Below are 16,073 nucleotides of genomic sequence, written 5' to 3' on the forward strand. Positions count from 1 at the left end.
ATGGCACTGACTGCACTGATCTCCGTCTCCGACAAGACCGGCATCCTCGAATTCGCGCAAGCGCTGCATGCGTTGGACATCCGCCTCCTGTCTACCGGCGGCACCGCCAAGCTGCTGGCCGATGCGGGCCTGCCCGTCACCGAGGTGGCCGAGCTCACCGGCTTTCCCGAAATGCTCGACGGCCGGGTAAAGACCTTGCATCCCAAGGTGCACGGTGGCCTGCTGGCGCGTCGCGATGTGCCTGCCCATATGGCGGCGCTCGCGCAGCAGGGCATCGACACCATCGACCTGCTGGTGGTCAATCTCTATCCCTTCGAGGCCACGGTCGCGAAGCCCGACTGCACACTCGAAGACGCGATCGAAAACATCGACATCGGTGGGCCCGCCATGGTGCGCAGCGCCGCAAAGAACTGGAAGGACGTGGGCGTTCTGACGGACGCCTCGCAGTATGCGCAGGCGCTTGCGGAGCTGAAGGCCGAAGGCCAGCTCAGCCGGAAGACGAAGTTCGCTTTCTCGGTGGCGGCCTTCAACCGCATCAGCCAGTACGACGGCGCGATCAGCGACTATCTCTCCGGCCTGCAGGAGGATGGCACGCATGCGCTGTTCCCGGCGCAAAGCAACGGCCGCTTCGTCAAGCTGCAGGACCTGCGCTACGGCGAGAACCCGCACCAGCAGGCCGCCTTCTATCGCGACCTGTACCCGGCGCCCGGCTCGCTCGTCAGCGCGAAGCAGTTGCAGGGCAAGGAGCTCAGCTACAACAACATCGCCGACGCCGACGCGGCCTGGGAATGCGTGAAGAGCTTCGATACGCCGGCCTGCGTGATCGTTAAGCACGCGAACCCCTGCGGCGTGGCGATCGGCAAAGACGCGCACGAGGCCTACGCCAAGGCCTTCAAGACCGATCCCACCTCGGCCTTCGGCGGCATCATCGCCTTCAACCGGCCTTTGGACCGCGCCGCCGCGGAGGCTGTCTCCAAGCAGTTCGTCGAAGTGCTGATGGCGCCCGGCTATGCGCCCGAGGCGCTCGAGGTGTTCAAGAGCAAGGTCAACGTCCGCATCCTCGAGATCGCGTTGCCGCCTGGCGGCAAGACGGCCTGGGAACAGGGGCGCAACCTGGTGGACGTCAAGCGGATCGGCTCGGGCCTGCTCATGCAGACGGCCGACAACCGCGAGCTGACGATCGACGAGCTCAAGGTGGTGACGAAGAAGCAGCCGACACCGCAGCAGTTGCAGGATCTTCTGTTCGCCTGGAAGGTCGCGAAGTACGTCAAGAGCAACGCCATCGTGTTCTGCGCAGACGGCATGACCATGGGCGTGGGCGCGGGCCAGATGAGCCGCCTGGATTCGGCGCGCATCGCCAGCATCAAGGCGCAGCACGCAAAGCTGTCGCTGCAAGGCACGGCGGTGGCGAGCGATGCCTTCTTCCCGTTCCGCGACGGGTTGGACGTGGTGGTCGATGCCGGCGCGCGCTGCGTGATCCAGCCCGGCGGTTCGATGCGCGATCAAGAGGTGATCGATGCCGCGGACGAGCGCGGGGTGGCGATGGTGTTCTCAGGCGTTCGCCATTTCCGGCACTGAGCGAACCCGATCAGAGAAACGGTACTTCAGCCGGCCGCCCTCATGCGCGCGGCTGCAAGGTCTTGAAGATGTCGTGCGCGGCCTCGATGGTGGCGGCGAGGTCCTCGTCGCTGTGCGCCGAACTCACGAAGCCCGCTTCGTAGAGCGCTGGCGCAATGTAGACGCCGCGAGCCAGGAGGCCATGGAAGAGCGCGTTGAATTTCGCGTTGTCCGTGACCATGACCTGGCTGTAGTTCTGCGGCAGTTGCTCGAGCAGGAAGAAGCCGAACATGCCGCCTTCGCTGTCGGCACTGAAGGGGACGCCTTGCGCCTGCGCCGCCGCCTTGAGTCCGTCGACCAGCGTGCGGGTCTTTCGAGACAGCGCGTCGAAGAAGCCGGGCTTCGCCACCTCCTTCAGGGTGGCGAGGCCGCAGGCCGTGGCCACAGGGTTGCCCGATAGCGTGCCGGCCTGGTAGACCGGGCCGAGCGGCGCCAGCTGCTCCATGATCGCGCGCGGCCCGCCGAAGGCTGCGAGCGGCATGCCGCCGCCGATCACCTTGCCCAGCACCGTGAGGTCGGGCCGTACCCCGAGCACGCCCTGCGCGCCGTGCAGGCCCACGCGGAAGCCGGTCATGACCTCGTCGAACACCAGCAGCGCGCCATGCTGGGTACACAGCTCGCGGCAGCGCTGCGCGAAGGCCGCGCTCGCGCGCACGAAGTTCATGTTGCCCGCGATGGCCTCGATCATCAGGCCGGCGATCTCGTGGCCGTGCAGGGTGAAGGCCTCCTCCAGTTGCCCGAGGTTGTTGTATTCGAGCACCAGCGTGTGCTGCACCACCTCGGGCGGCACGCCGGCCGAGGTCGGGTTGCCGAAGGTCGCGAGGCCGGAGCCGGCCTTGACCAGCAGCGCATCGGCATGGCCGTGGTAGCAGCCTTCGAACTTGATGATGTACTTGCGGCCTGTCGCGCCGCGTGCCAGGCGCAGCGCGCTCATCGCAGCCTCGGTGCCCGAACTCACGAGGCGCACCATCTCCATCGAGGGCACGAGGGCGAGAATGGCTTCGGCGAGCTCGATCTCGCGCTCGGTCGGCGCGCCGAAGGAGAAGCCCTCGGCCGCGGCGCGCTGCACCGCCTCGACCACCGCCGGGTGGCCGTGGCCCAGGATCATCGGGCCCCAGGAGCCGATGTAGTCGATGTAGCGACGATCGGCCGCGTCCCAGAAATAGGCGCCTTGGGCGCGCTTCACGAAGCGCGGCGTGCCGCCGACGGCCCGGAAGGCGCGTACCGGCGAATTCACGCCGCCAGGGATCACGGCGCGGGCGCGCTCGAAGAGGGTCTCGTTGGGATCAGTGTTTTGCATGGAGGGGTTGCGGCTACACGGAATGAGCAAGCCTGGGGCGAGCCGTCCTAGTGTCTGGTGTCGTGTGGCGGCAGGGCGAGATCGATGGGTGAGAGGGAGTCGTCATTCTCCTCGTCCTCCTCGGGTTGGGCCCAGAAGAGGCGGTCGGGCAATACATGGCCCATGCCAGGACGGAAACCAGCGTCCAGGCAGCGGTCCATGTAGCTCAGCGCCTCGGTGGCAGCGGCGGCCAGGTCGGTGCCGCTGGCAAGGAGTGCAGCCAGCGCGGCGGAGAGCGTGTCGCCGGCGCCTGCGAACACGGCGTCGAGCCGCTCGTACTTCTCGCTGGCGAGCACTGATTGCGGCGAAGCCAGGACGTTGTCGAAGTACTGGTCGGGCAGCACCATCCCCGTCACCAGCGTGTACGGCACGCCCATCTCCCCGGCGGCGCGTGCGATATCGCGCGCGCTGGGCGGGCGCTCGCCGGCCCAGTCCGGCAGCAGCCAGCGCCACAGAGTGCTGTGATTGCCGACCAGCACGGTGGTCTGCGGCAGCACCAGGTCGCGGAAGGCGTCGAGATAGGCCTCGATCTGCGTGTCCTCCCACCAGGAAAGATTGGGCATGTAGGCGACCACTGGCACATCGGGGTAGTCGGTCGCGGTCTCGGCCACGGTGCTCAGGTTCTCGGGGGAGCCCACGAAGCCCACCTTGATCAGCTGGACTTGCACGTCCTCCAGGATCGTGCGCGCCTGTTCGGCAACGGCCTCCTCATCGAAGGGAAAGTGGTCGAAGATCTCGGACGTGTCGCGCGCATAGGCACCGGTCACGACCGGCAGCATGTGGGCACCCACCGAGGCGATGGCCACGGCGTCGCAGGCGAGGCCGCCGGCGCCGCTGGGGTCGCTCGCGTTGAAGACCAGCACGCACGGCAAGGTCGGTTCGCTCTCGGCGCTGACTTCGTCGCTGGTGGGGTCGGTAAGATCGCTCACTTTGTGGCCTTGCTCCATTGGTAGTAAGTAAGTTGTCATGCGCAGCTGGGCCAACCAAATGGTGGCGGATCCGAGACGCTTATCACGCGATTTCTTGATACGTCTGGATACGATCGTTGCATTCTATGAACAGGGACTTTAAGCTGCGATGAACACGAAAACCTGGATGTGCCTGATTTGCGGGTGGATCTACGACGAAACGGTGGGGGTGCCCGAAGATGGTATTGCGCCAGGCACGGCATGGGCAGATGTTCCGATGAATTGGACCTGTCCGGAATGCGGAGCGCGCAAGGAAGACTTCGAGATGGTTGAAATCTGAAGCATGGCATAGGGGCCGTGCTTCTTACGCCCCGCGAGGGGCGTTTCGGTCTTAGAGTGTCACAAAGGAGCGGCGAGAATGAGCTCGAATGGATCCGGTTACAAGGTTCTCGTCATCGACGACAGCAACACCATCCGGCGCAGTGCCGAAATCTTTCTCAAGCAGGGCGGCCACGAGGTGCTGCTGGCGGAGGATGGTTTCGACGCGCTGTCGAAGGTCAACGACCACAAGCCGCATCTGATCTTCTGCGACATTCTCATGCCGCGCCTCGACGGCTACCAGACCTGCGCCATCATCAAGAGGAACGCCCACTTCTCCAGTGTGCCGGTCGTGATGCTGTCTTCCAAGGATGGCGTATTCGACAAGGCGCGCGGCCGCATGGTCGGGTCCCAGGACTACCTCACCAAACCCTTCACCAAAGACCAGCTGCTGCAGGCCGTGCAGCAGTTCGGCGTCGTTTCGCAGGAAGTGCAGTAATGGCTATTCGCAAAGTGCTCGTGGTCGACGACTCCAAGACGGAGTTGATCTTCCTGACCGATCTTCTCCAGAAAAACGGCTTCTCGGTGAAGACGGCCGAGAACGCCGAGGACGCCATGCGCCGCCTCGAGGAAGAGCAGCCCGACCTGATCCTCATGGACATCGTGATGCCGGGCCAAAATGGCTTCCAGCTCACCCGCGCGATTGCGCGCAACCCGCAGTACGCGTCGGTGCCCATCATCATGTGCACCAGCAAGAACCAGGAGACCGACCGGCTCTGGGGCATGCGGCAGGGCGCTCGCGACTACATCGTCAAGCCGGTGAATGCGGCCGAGCTGATTGCCAAGATCAGCGCGCTGGCCTGACCGCCAGGCTTTTTCTTCCTCTCTCGTACATGGCCAACCGCGACGCTCTACGCGCTTTCCAGTCCCGGCTCGCCAGTCGCCTGCAGGCGGCGCGCACTTCGGGCGTGTCCGCCTCCTGGCTCGCCGTCGAGGCGGGCGAGGCGAAGTATCTGTTCCCGCTCGGGCATGCCGGCGAGATCTTCCCCTGGACCCCTCCGCAGCCCGTGCCTTACGCGCAGCCCTGGTTCCTGGGCGTCGCCAACCTGCGCGGCGGCTTGTACGGCATCGTCCAGCTGTCCACCTTCGCTTCCGGCGATGCTCCCGCAGCAAGCGAGGCGTCACGCGCCCAGTCGCGCCTGGTGGCGCTCAATGAAATGCTGGAAGTCAACTGCGCACTGCTGATCGACAGGCTGGTGGGCCTGCGCGGCGTGGAAGCCTTCACCGCATCGCAGCCCCCGGATGGCGACGCCCCTGCGTGGATGGGGCATGCCTACACCGACGCGGCCGGTGAGCGCTGGCAGGAAATCAACCTGCAGGCGCTGTCGCAGCAACCGCAATTTTTGAGTATCGGCGCCTGAGCGCAGCGCCTTGCACCGACCACTTACCTGAAGGACCGACCGTGAGCTCGATCGCCGACAAGTTCAAGAAATTCCTGCCTGTGGGTGGCGACAACGTCACCGTGCGTGTCGACAGCGGGTCGACGTTGTCGATGGACGGCGGCGACACCTTGCAGCCGCCCGAGGAGAAGACGGTGCGGATCCGACGCGATTCCACCACCGATGCGAAGCCCGAGCCTGTGGTTCTCGCCATGGACGCCGCCAACGACCAGTCCCCGGCCGCCGCGATGGACAACGACCCCGTCCTGGCCGAAAGCCCCGGCGCCGCGCCCTCGGAGCCGGCTGCCGGCGGGGGCTCGCTGCGCTCCAATCCCGCGCGCCAGCAGCGCGTGCTGGCGATCGTGCTCGCCGCCGTGGTGCTCCTGCTGCTGCTGGTGGCCGGCTCCGCCATCCTGCGCGCCGAACGGTTGGCGCAGCAGGTGGCTGCCACCGGCCAATCGCTGATGCAATCGCAGCGCCTGGCCAAGTCGGTCTCGCAGGCCCTGGTGGGCAACGTACCGGCCTTCACGGAGGTGAAGGAGAGCGCGGACGACCTGACGCGCCGCGTGCAGGGCCTGGCCAACGGCGACGACGCGCTCAAGCTGGAGCGCGTGGGCTCCCAATACGACGCCGAGCTCGCCAAGATCACGCCGCTGGTCGAGCGTGCCGACAGGAGCGCGAAGGCGGTGCTGGCGCAACAGAAGATCCTGACCCAGGTCGGCACCGCGCTGCGCGATATCAACCGCCAGTCGTCGGACCTGCTCGAAATGACCGAGACGGTCGCCTCCCTGAAGATGCAGCAGAACGCGACGCTGCCGGAGATCTCGGCCGCAGGCCAGCTGGTGATGCTGACGCAGCGCATCGGCAAGTCGGCCAACGAATTCCTCACGGTCGAGGGTGTGAGCCCCGACGCCGTGTTCCTGCTGGGCAAGGACCTGAATACCTTCCAGGAAGTCACCCGCGGCCTGCTCGAAGGCAATGCCCAGCAGCGGCTGCCGGGCACGCGCGACGCGCAGACGCGTCAGCAGCTCGAGACGATCCTCAAGACCTATGAGCAGACCCGGACGCAGGCTGGCGCCATCCTCGGGAACCTCCAGGGCCTGGTGGCCGCACGCGAGGCGCAGGCCGCGATCCTGGCCGACAGCGAGCCGCTGCGCACCGCGCTCGGCGACCTGCAGGAGAAGCTGTCGGCGCGCACCGGCCTCGGCGCCGGTACGGTGGTGATGCTCTTCGTGCTGTCGCTGGCCGCGCTGGCGCTCGCTGGTGCGATCGGCTTCGTGCAGGTGCGCGAAGGCCGCGAGCGGGCACTGGCCGCCGAACGCGAGCGGATCGCGGCCGAGCGCGCCAGCGAGGACGCCAGCCGCGTCAATGCCGCCAACCAGGCGGCCATCCTGCGGCTCATGAACGAATTGCAGACCGTGGCGGAAGGCGACCTGACCCAGGAAGCCACCGTGACCGAGGACATCACCGGCGCCATCGCCGATTCGGTGAACTACACGGTGGAGGAACTGCGCTTGCTGGTGGGCAACGTGCAAAACACGGCCACCCGCGTGGCGCAGACCACCTCGCAGGTGGAAAGCACCTCGACCGAGCTGCTGGCCGCCTCGACCGAGCAGCTTCGGGAGATCCGCGAGACTGGCCAATCGGTGCTGACGATGGCGGAGCGCATCAACGGCGTCTCTTCCCAGGCGCAGGAATCGGCCACGGTGGCGCGCCAGTCGCTGGAGGCTGCGTCCTCCGGCTTGCAGGCGGTGCAGAACGCGATCGGCGGCATGAACTCCATCCGCGACCAGATCCAGGAAACCTCCAAGCGGATCAAGCGCCTTGGCGAATCGTCCCAGGAGATCGGCGAAATCACCGAGCTGATCTCGGACATTACCGAACAGACCAACGTGCTGGCACTGAACGCGGCCATCCAGGCTGCGTCCGCCGGGGAGGCCGGCCGCGGCTTTTCGGTGGTGGCGGAAGAAGTGCAGCGGCTGGCGGAACGCTCTGCCGACGCCACGCGCCAGATCTCTGCACTGGTGAAGGCCATTCAGACCGACACGCAGGACGCGGTCGGCGCCATGGAGCGCTCCACGCAGGGCGTGGTCGAGGGGGCCAAGCTCTCCGACAACGCCGGTACTGCGCTGTCGGAGATCGACCGCGTGTCGCGCCGGCTGGCCGAGCTGATCGAGCAGATCTCGCAGTCCGCATCGCGCGAAGCCGATTCGGCCAACGTGGTCGCCGCCAACATCCAGCACATCTTCGCTGTGACCGAGCAGACCGGCGAAGGCACGCGCACCACTGCACAGCAGGTGCGCGAGCTCTCGCACATGGCCGAGGAACTGCGCCAGTCGGTGGCCCGCTTCAAGATTGCCTGAACCCCGAGCATCCAACGTGTCGATCCAAAGCCCCGCCACCGCCCCAAAAGCCGGTCCCGCGCCGGCCCATGAAGATCTCGGGCCGCTGGCCTGGGTGCTCGGAGAGATCCAGAAGTCGCTCGACAACGCCAGCAAGACGCTGAAGCGCTTCGCGCGAGAGAGCAGCGGCAGCGCCGAAGCCGACACCGCACCGTTGCGCCTGGCCAGGCAGCAGTTGCACCAGGCTGTCGGCGCGCTGCAGATGGTGGGGCACCCCGCCCCTGCGCTCGTGCTGGGCGCGATGGAGTTCGCCGTCCAGAGCTTCATCTCCGAGCCGGCGCGTTGCACCGAGGCCGCAGCGCAGAAGATCGACCGCGCGGGCTTCGCTGTGGCCGACTTCCTCAACGCGCAGCTGGCGGGCAAGACCGTGTCCCCGGTGGCGCTGTTCCCGCAGTACCGCGATGTGCTCGAGCTCGTAGGCAACGAGCGCGTCCATCCGGCCGACCTGTGGGACATGAATTGGCGCTGGGCCGAGATCAAGCCCTCGCCCACCCAGACGGCGATGGTGTACGACCCGGCGGTGCGCTCCAAGCTCGACCGCGAGGTGCTCAAGATCGTCAAGAACGGCGACGACCAGGCCGCGCGGCGGCTGCAGGCCCTGTGCCTGAGCCTTGGCCGCGGCGCCTCGCTGCCGCGCGTGGCCAGCTTCTGGACGCTGGCGGCCGGCTTTTTCGAGGCGCTGGCGCTGGCGTTGATCCCCGCCGACGCCCACGTCAAGCGCGCAGCCTCGCGCGTGCTGCTGCAATACGCCACCTTGGCGCGCGGCGACAACACCGTTTCCGACCGACTTGGACAGGACCTGCTGTTCTTCTGCGCCCAGGCCGTGCCGGGTCCGCGCGACGAGGCCGCCACATTGCGTGCGGTGCGCGCCGCCTGGGGCGTGGCCAACGAGCAGAAGATCGACTACACCATCGAGCAGTTCGGCCGCTTCGAACCGCAGGTGCTGATGCAGGCGCGCAAGCGCATCGAGACCGCAAAGGAAATGTGGTCTGCACTCTCCGGCGGCGACGTCTCGCGCACGCGCCAGGTGGCCGACACCTTCGCACAGCTCGGCGAGTCCCTGCAGAAGCTGCATCCGCCCAGCCTGCCGATGGTGCAGGCCCTGAACAACGCAGTCGACGCATCGATGCGCTCGGGCCGGCCGCCAGCCACCGAGTTGGCGATGGAGGTCGCGACCTCGGTGCTCTATCTCGAGGCCGCCTTCGAGGACCTCGACCCGCATGATCGCCAGCTCACGGCGCGTACCGTCCAGTTGGCGGGGCGCATCGAGCGCGCGCGCGAAGGTGGCCGATCGGAGCCGCTCGAGCCCTGGATGGAGGAGCTCTACCGCCGCGTGAGCGACCGCCAGACCATGGGCACCGTGGTGGGTGAGCTGCGCAGCCACCTGAGCGAGCTCGAGAAGTCGCTCGACCAGTTCTTCCGCCGTCCGACCGAGAAGGGCCTGCTGCGCACGGTGCCGACGCAACTGCTGCAGATGAAGGGCGTGTTCTCGGTGCTGGGCCTCGACCAGGCGGCCCAGACCGTGCAGCGCATGCGCGAGAACGTCGATCGCCTGTTGGCCGTTGAGGCATCCGCCAGCGACGCCACTGACTTCGACCCGCTCGGCAACAACCTGGGCGCGCTCGGCTTCCTGATCGACATGCTGAGCTACCAGCCGGCACTGGCGAAGCGCCTGTTCGTGTTCGACGCCGAAGCCGGCGAGCTCAAGCCCCTGATGGGCCGCCAGGCTGCCGAGGCAGCCGCGCCCGAGGCGGCGCCACCGGTGTCCTTCGCCTCGGCCTCCGGGCCGGTGTCTGTCACCGAAACCGTGCTCAGCGTCGAGGAGGTCGATGCCCAGATCGCGGCCAAGCTCGCCGCGCTGGCGACGCCGGCGCGCAAGGCGCCGCCGCCGCCGATCGAGGAAGTCAGCCGTCCCAGCGCGAGCTGGACTGCCAAGATCACGGGCCCGGCACCGCTCGAAGGCCTGCCCGATACCGAAGTGCGGGAGCTGGAGGAGGACGATCTCCAGAACATCTTCCTCGATGAGGCCCGCGAGGTGCTGCACAACGGCCTGGCCGCCGTCTCGGTGCTCGGTTCGCGCCCGGACGACAACGCCGAGCTGACGGTGCTGCGCCGCGCCTTCCACACCCTCAAGGGCAGCTCGCGCATGGTCGGGCTGATGGACTTCGGCGAGGCCGCCTGGTCCTTCGAGCAGGTGCTCAATACCTGGCTGGCCGACCAGCGTCCCGCGACGCCCGAGCTGCTTGCCGGCACGCGCCGCGCGCTGACCGATTTCGCGAAATGGGTCGAGGCCATCGCCTCCAACGAGCCGCACGGCTGGCAATCCGCGCCATTCCGCAGTATTGCGGAGTCCTTGCGCACCGGCGAGCCGATCGCGCCGCACGCGCCAGTGGCCGACGCCGACACCCTGGTTGCGGCGGCGCGCCACATCGCAGCCGAAGAGACCCTGGCCGACGTCAAGGCCGCGCCCGAGGCGCAGTCCGAGCCGCTGCCGCAGCCCGAACCGCTGGCCCTGCCCGAATTGCCCGACCTGGAGTTGGGGCCGCTGACTTTCGATGCGCCCGCAGAAGCGCCGCCCGTCGCCGATGCGGAACCCCCGCGCGCCGAGGTGCAGCCACATCCCGCCGCTGCCGACGACGACTTCGCCTCGACCGATTTCCTCGACTTCGACGACCGGTCAAAGTCGCCGCTGGAGGCGCCGCAACTCCCGGCGGACCTGGAAGACATCGACTTCCTCGAGACCGCGCAGGCGAGCATCGAACCCTCGCTGCCCATCCCGACCACCGAGCCTGCAGCCGAGCTCCAGCCCGATGCACTTCCCGTGCCCCTGCTGAAGGAAGCGTCGGTCGACGAGGAGCCCGGGCACGAGCCCTTGCCGGAACTCTCGCTGGAACTGCGCCTGGAGTCTGCTCCCGAAGAAGCCTTCGCCGAGCCACGCGTCGAGGCGGAGCCCGAACCCCAACCCCTGCCCGAACCGCCCGCCGCCACGCCTGCGTTCGCGGAAGCCCTGCCCGCGGACATGCCGCCGGTGGCTGGCGTCGACGACCAGGTCAAGGTGATCGGCCCGCTGCGCATCGGTATCGCGCTCTACAACGTCTACCTCGTCGAGGCCGACGAATGGTCGCGGCAACTGGCCCATGAGGTCGGTGAATGGGCGCTCGAATCGCACCGGCAGGTGCCGGAATCCGCGATCAACCTGGCCCATTCGCTGGCGGGCAGTTCTTCGACCGTCGGCTTCCAGGGACTGTCGGACATGGCGCGTTCCTTCGAGGCGGCGCTGCAGCACCTGTACATGCAGGGCCGCGGCGGCACGCCGGCGCAGGGCGCGGTATTGGTGGCGGCGGCCGAGGAACTGCGGCGCCTGCTGCACCAGTTCGCGGCCGGCTTCCTCAAGGAGCCTGCCGTCGCGACGCTGCGGGCCCTGCGCGAGGTGGCGGAGTCGCCGATGCCCCTCGAGATCGGCGAGACGGCTGCAGCCGCCGCTGCGGTGCTGCGTCCCGGCGGCGCCGATGTGGCGCTCGACGAGGGCGATGACGCGATCGACGTGGCCGATGCGGTCGATGTCGACCTCTTCCCGATCTTCGAGGAGGAGGCGGCCGAACTGCTGCCGCAACTGGGCAGCGCGCTGCGCGAATGGTCGCAGCACCTGGACGACCCGGCCCCGCGTGCCGCGACCTTGCGCACGCTGCACACGCTCAAGGGCAGTGCCCGGCTGGCTGGCGCCATGCGCCTGGGCGAGCGCGCGCACCGCATGGAATCCGAGATCGAAGCGCTCCGCGCCGACGGAGCCGACCGCGCTGCCGTCGAGCAGCTGCTGGCGCGCTTCGACGCGCTGCAGGCCACCTTCGATGAGCTGCGCGCCGCCGATGAGGCGATGCAGAGCGAAGCGGCGAAGCGGGCCGTTGCCGTGCCCCTCGCCGCCGAAGCACGTCCGGAAGCGCCGGAGATCGAGGCCGACGCCGAGTTCGTCCCGCCAGCGGACGACCGATCCGACGACCAAGCGCCGCGTCCCGCAGTGGCGCTGCCTTCTCCCTCCGCCCTCACGCCGCTGCGCCCGTTGTCCAGTCAGGCGGTGCGCATTCGTACCCACCTGCTCGACCGCCTGGTGGCGCAGGCCGGCGAGGTCATCATCACCCGCTCGCGCCTGGAGGCCGAGCTGGGCCAACTGCGCAGCTCGCTCGGCGACCTGACCGGCAACCTCGATCGCCTGCGGCAGCAGCTGCGCGACATCGAGGTGCAGGCCGAGAGCCAGATGCAGTCGCGCCTGGCGCAGGCCAAGGATTCGCAGCAGGGCTTCGACCCTCTCGAGTTCGACCGCTTCACGCGCGTGCAGGAGCTCACCCGGATGATGGCGGAGTCCGTCAACGACGTGGCGACCGTGCAGCGCACGCTGCAGAAGACGGTGCAGGCCACGGAAGACGACCTCAGCGCGCAGGCGCGCCAGACGCGCGAGCTGCAGCGCGGGCTGCTGCGCACGCGCATGGTGGAGTTCGAGGGTATTTCCGAGCGCCTCTACCGCGTGGTGCGGCAGGCCTCCAAGGACACCGGCAAGCAGGTGCGCCTGGACATCGTCGGCGGCAGCATCGAGATGGACCGTGGCGTGCTGGACCGCATGACACCTGCTTTCGAGCACCTGCTGCGCAACTGTGTGGCGCACGGCATCGAAGACGCGGCGGCGCGCGAGAAGGCCGGCAAGGAGCCGAGTGGCCTGATCGCCATCGAGCTGCACCACGAGGGCAACGACGTTTCCGTGAGCTTCCGGGACGACGGCGCGGGGCTCAACCACCCCCGAATCGTCCAGCGCGCTCGCGCGCTGGGCCTGATCTCCGCGGATCACCAGCCGAGCGAGGACGAGGCGGCCGAGCTGATCTTCACCCCCGGCTTCTCGACCGCCGAGCAGGTGTCCGAACTGGCCGGCCGCGGGATCGGCATGGACGTGGTGCGCGCACAGGTCGCAGCACTCGGCGGCCGCATCGAGATCCAGAGCAAGCCGGGCGAGGGTACGCAGTTCAAGTTGGTGCTGCCGCTGACCACGGCCGTGACGCACGTCGTCATGCTGCGTGCCGGCGCCACGTCGATCGGCGTGCCGTCGAACCTGGTGGAACTGGTGCAGCGTGCCGGTGCGTCGGAGCTCGAAACCGCCTACCTGGAGCAGCGCTATCCCTTCGGCGGCGAGCAGGTGCCCTTCTTCTGGGCCGGTGCGCTGCTGCAGTCCTCCGCACGCAGCGAGCGCGGGACGGCCAAGGCCAACACCATCGTCGTCGTGCGAAGCGCAGCCCAGCGGGTGGCCCTGCATGTGGACGAAGTGCTGGGCAACCAGGAAGTGGTGGTCAAGAACCTTGGTCCCCAGCTCTCTCGATTGCCGGGCATGGCCGGCATCTCGGTGCTGGCTTCCGGTGCGGTCGCGCTGATCTACAACCCCGTCGCATTGGCCGCAGTGCATGGCGAGCAGGCGCGGCAGTTCCAGGCCAGCGGTGCATCGGCCGCTGCCTCGATGCGCGGCGCGAGCGCCGTTGTGGCCCCGACGGCGCCGCCGCAGATCCCGCTGGTGCTGGTGGTCGACGACTCGATCACCGTGCGCCGGGTCACGCAGCGCCTGCTGCAGCGCGAGGGCTATCGCGTGTCGCTGGCGGCCGACGGCCTGCAGGCGCTCGAGCGTCTGCAGCAGGAGCGGCCCGCGGTGGTGCTGTCGGACATCGAGATGCCGCGCATGGACGGCTTCGACCTCGCCCGCAACATCCGTGCCGACGCCTCCCTGGCCGGCCTGCCGATCATCATGATCACGTCGCGCATCGCGGAAAAGCACCACGACCATGCGCGCGCGCTGGGCGTCAACCACTATCTCGGCAAACCCTACGCAGAAGACGAGCTCCTGCGGCTGGTGCGGCACTACACCAGTGCCGAGGTGCCGCAGGCAATGGCGGCCTGAGCGGGCCGCGCGGCACTTCAGGCGCGGCCCTTTCTTTCATCCTTCGCCTCGCGCACGACCGCATAGCGCTGCAGCGTGCGCGCCCGCGCCTCGGCGTGGTCGACGATAGGTCGGGGATAGTTCTCGCCCAGCCGCACCCCGGCCGCCTCCAGTTCCAGCGGTGCCGCCGTCCAGGGCGCGTGGATGCTGGTGCTCGACAGTTTCCCGAGCTGAGGCAGGTAGCGGCGGATGAACTTCCCGTCGGGGTCGAAGCGCTCGCTTTGCGTGACGGGATTGAAGATCCGGAAGTAGGGCTGCGCATCGCAGCCGCTCGAACTGGCCCATTGCCAGTTGCCGTTGTTGGATGACAACTCGAAGTCGTTGAGCTGCAACGCGAAGTAGCGCTCGCCCCGCTGCCAGTCCAGGCCGAGGTTCTTGCACAGGAAGCTGGCCACGACCATGCGCAGGCGGTTGTGCATGTAGCCGCTCTGGTTGATCTGCGCCATGGCAGCGTCGACCAACGGGTAGCCGGTGCGCCCCTGGCACCAGGCCTCGAAGAGCATGTCGGCGTGCTTGCCGTGGTGCCACTGGATGCGGTCGTACTCCGGCCTGAAGCTCTTGCCTTCGCCGACTTGCGGGTAGTGCGCCAGCACCTGGAAGAAGAAGTCGCGCCAGATCAGCTCTGCGAGCCAGGTCGATGCGCCGGAATCGCCCTGCAGCGCCAGCTGGTGCGCCACGCCTGCGAGCTGGCGAACCGAGACAGTGCCGAAGCGCAGGTGCACGCCGATGTAGCTGGGCCCACGCACGGCCGGGTAGTCGCGCGCCTGGTGGTAACGGTCGACGCGCTGGAAGAAATCCTCGAAGAGCGCCGCGCCGCCTCGGCTGCCCGTCGGGATCTCCAGCTCGGAAAGATTGCTCTTCTCGAAGCCGATCTCGGCCAGCGACGGCACCGGCGCGCTCACGTCTGCCGGCACGGGCGCCAGCGCATCTGCGTGGCTGCGCACCGGGTAGGGCTTGAGGTAGAAGGCATCCACCTTGGCCAGCCAGGCGCGCTTGTAGGCGGTGAAGACGGTGTACGGCTGACCGGTCTTCGTCAGCAGCTCGTCGCGGTCGAAAACGGCCTGGTCCTTGTAGGTGTGGAAGCTGATGCCGCTGTTGGCCAGCGCGCCCAGGACCTTGGCGTCCCGTGCCAGCGCTGCGGGCTCGTCGTCGCGGTTCGCGAAAACTGCCTGCACCTGCAGGGTCCGCGCGAGCGTTGCGATCTCGTCCTCCGCGACCGCATGGCGCACGATCAGCCCGCCGCCCAGGGCGCGCAGCTCGGCCTCCAGCTCGACCAGCGATTCGCGGATGAACTCCACGCGCCGGTCCGCGCGCGGCAGCGCATCGAGGATCGCGCGGTCGAAGACGAATACGCAGAGCAGCTGCCGGCAGGCGCGCAGCCCGTGGTAGAGGGCCGCGTTGTCGTCCACCCGCAGGTCGCGGCGAAACCACATGAGGCCCTTGGCGTAGGTCTTGTCGGCGGCCAGTAAAATCGGCGGCATGGCCTTCGATTCTGCCCCGATGAACCTTACGCATCATTTCCTGATTGCGATGCCGGGTCTGACGGACAAGGCCTTCAGCCGCAGCGTGGTGTACCTCTGCGAGCACAGCGAGCGCGGCGCGCTCGGCCTCGTGATCAACAAGCCCAGCGACATCAATCTCGGAGTGCTGTTCGAGAAGATCGAGCTGCGCCTGGCGCGGCCCGAGCTTGGCAGCGCGCCGGTGTTCCAGGGCGGCCCGGTGCAGACCGAGCGCGGCTTCGTGCTGCACGAGGCGGTGTTCGGGGAAGGCGAGAAACCCAACGAGTCGGTCTACGCCTCGACCATGACCATTCCCGGCGGCCTGGAGATGACCACCTCCAAGGACGTGCTGGAGGCCCTGGCCACCGGCGCCGGGCCGCGCAAGGTGCTGGTGTCGCTGGGCTATGCCGCCTGGGGCGAGGGCCAGCTCGAATCCGAACTGGCAGAGAACAGCTGGCTCACCGTGGGCGCCGACCCGGCGGTGATCTTCGACACCCCCATCGAGCAGCGCTACGACAAGGCCTTGTCGCTGCTGGGCCTGCAGGCCTGGACGCTGTCGCCCGAAGCGGGGCATGCATGAGGG

At 67.9% G+C, this 16,073-nt stretch carries 11 protein-coding genes; 8 read left to right on the forward strand and 3 right to left on the reverse strand.

Translation table 11 applies throughout. From position 1 onward, the window contains the following. Entirely contained in the window at nt 1-1,578 is a 1,578-nt protein-coding gene (gene purH / locus ACMGEZ_RS00655) for a bifunctional phosphoribosylaminoimidazolecarboxamide formyltransferase/IMP cyclohydrolase (RefSeq protein ID WP_436820315.1), read from the forward strand. A 40-nt stretch (nt 1,579-1,618) separates the two neighbouring features. On the opposite strand, the gene hemL is transcribed toward purH, so the two are convergent. Both hemL and thiD read right to left on the reverse strand, forming a co-directional pair. Next, nucleotides 1,619-2,917 carry a glutamate-1-semialdehyde 2,1-aminomutase gene (gene hemL, locus ACMGEZ_RS00660; protein WP_436820316.1) on the reverse strand — a complete coding sequence of 433 codons (1,299 nt, stop codon included), beginning with the start codon at nt 2,915-2,917 and terminating at the stop codon, nt 1,619-1,621. 47 nt (nt 2,918-2,964) lie between these two features. Next, a complete protein-coding gene (gene thiD / locus ACMGEZ_RS00665) occupies nt 2,965-3,924 on the reverse strand; it encodes a bifunctional hydroxymethylpyrimidine kinase/phosphomethylpyrimidine kinase (RefSeq protein ID WP_436820317.1) in 960 nt (319 codons plus the stop codon). A 109-nt stretch (nt 3,925-4,033) separates the two neighbouring features. Here thiD and ACMGEZ_RS00670 point away from each other — a divergent pair, with 109 nt between their 5' ends. The 6 genes from ACMGEZ_RS00670 to ACMGEZ_RS00695 all read left to right on the forward strand — a co-directional run bounded on the left by ACMGEZ_RS00670 (nt 4,034) and on the right by ACMGEZ_RS00695 (nt 13,952). Further along, nucleotides 4,034-4,204 (forward strand): rubredoxin, encoded by a 171-nt coding sequence (locus ACMGEZ_RS00670; protein WP_083944691.1) that lies wholly within the window; start codon nt 4,034-4,036, stop codon nt 4,202-4,204. Nucleotides 4,205-4,282: 78 nt separating this feature from the next. Next, nucleotides 4,283-4,681, forward strand: coding sequence for a response regulator (locus tag ACMGEZ_RS00675; protein ID WP_068683500.1), 399 nt, complete (start codon nt 4,283-4,285; stop codon nt 4,679-4,681). After that, nucleotides 4,681-5,046 carry a response regulator gene (locus ACMGEZ_RS00680; RefSeq protein WP_068683498.1) on the forward strand — a complete coding sequence of 122 codons (366 nt, stop codon included), beginning with the start codon at nt 4,681-4,683 and terminating at the stop codon, nt 5,044-5,046. Before ACMGEZ_RS00675 ends, ACMGEZ_RS00680 begins: the two co-directional genes overlap by 1 nt. A 29-nt stretch (nt 5,047-5,075) precedes the next feature. Then, on the forward strand, nt 5,076-5,603 hold the full coding sequence (locus tag ACMGEZ_RS00685; protein WP_436820318.1) for a chemotaxis protein CheW: 528 nt from the start codon (nt 5,076-5,078) through the stop codon (nt 5,601-5,603). A 41-nt stretch (nt 5,604-5,644) separates the two neighbouring features. Further along, nucleotides 5,645-7,984, forward strand: a complete 2,340-nt coding sequence (locus ACMGEZ_RS00690; RefSeq protein ID WP_436820319.1) for a methyl-accepting chemotaxis protein — start codon at nt 5,645-5,647, stop codon at nt 7,982-7,984. A 16-nt stretch (nt 7,985-8,000) separates the two neighbouring features. Next, a complete protein-coding gene (locus tag ACMGEZ_RS00695; RefSeq protein ID WP_436820320.1) occupies nt 8,001-13,952 on the forward strand; it encodes a hybrid sensor histidine kinase/response regulator in 5,952 nt (1,983 codons plus the stop codon). Nucleotides 13,953-13,969: 17 nt separating this feature from the next. On the opposite strand, the gene ACMGEZ_RS00700 is transcribed toward ACMGEZ_RS00695, so the two are convergent. Then, nucleotides 13,970-15,472 (reverse strand): cryptochrome/photolyase family protein, encoded by a 1,503-nt coding sequence (locus ACMGEZ_RS00700; protein ID WP_436820321.1) that lies wholly within the window; start codon nt 15,470-15,472, stop codon nt 13,970-13,972. On the opposite strand from ACMGEZ_RS00700, the gene ACMGEZ_RS00705 reads away from it, so the two are divergent. Further along, nucleotides 15,471-16,070 carry a YqgE/AlgH family protein gene (locus ACMGEZ_RS00705; protein ID WP_436820322.1) on the forward strand — a complete coding sequence of 200 codons (600 nt, stop codon included), beginning with the start codon at nt 15,471-15,473 and terminating at the stop codon, nt 16,068-16,070. The genes ACMGEZ_RS00700 and ACMGEZ_RS00705 overlap by 2 nt on opposite strands. Nucleotides 16,071-16,073 lie beyond the last annotated feature (3 nt).

The sequence above is a fragment of the Variovorax stachyos genome (genome assembly GCF_051400855.1).
Classification (GTDB): Bacteria; Pseudomonadota; Gammaproteobacteria; order Burkholderiales; family Burkholderiaceae_C; genus Variovorax.

Bases quoted from the DNA above. Each gene is read 5' to 3' on its own strand.
- ACMGEZ_RS00680 (WP_068683498.1), top strand. From the start codon at position 4,681: ATGGCTATTCGCAAAGTGCTCGTGGTCGACGACTCCAAGACGGAGTTG.
- ACMGEZ_RS00700 (WP_436820321.1), bottom strand. From the start codon at position 15,472: ATGCCGCCGATTTTACTGGCCGCCGACAAGACCTACGCCAAGGGCCTC.
- hemL (WP_436820316.1), bottom strand. From the start codon at position 2,917: ATGCAAAACACTGATCCCAACGAGACCCTCTTCGAGCGCGCCCGCGCC.
- ACMGEZ_RS00675 (WP_068683500.1), top strand. From the start codon at position 4,283: ATGAGCTCGAATGGATCCGGTTACAAGGTTCTCGTCATCGACGACAGC.
- ACMGEZ_RS00685 (WP_436820318.1), top strand. From the start codon at position 5,076: ATGGCCAACCGCGACGCTCTACGCGCTTTCCAGTCCCGGCTCGCCAGT.
- purH (WP_436820315.1), top strand. From the start codon at position 1: ATGGCACTGACTGCACTGATCTCCGTCTCCGACAAGACCGGCATCCTC.
- ACMGEZ_RS00670 (WP_083944691.1), top strand. From the start codon at position 4,034: ATGAACACGAAAACCTGGATGTGCCTGATTTGCGGGTGGATCTACGAC.
- thiD (WP_436820317.1), bottom strand. From the start codon at position 3,924: ATGACAACTTACTTACTACCAATGGAGCAAGGCCACAAAGTGAGCGAT.
- ACMGEZ_RS00705 (WP_436820322.1), top strand. From the start codon at position 15,471: ATGGCCTTCGATTCTGCCCCGATGAACCTTACGCATCATTTCCTGATT.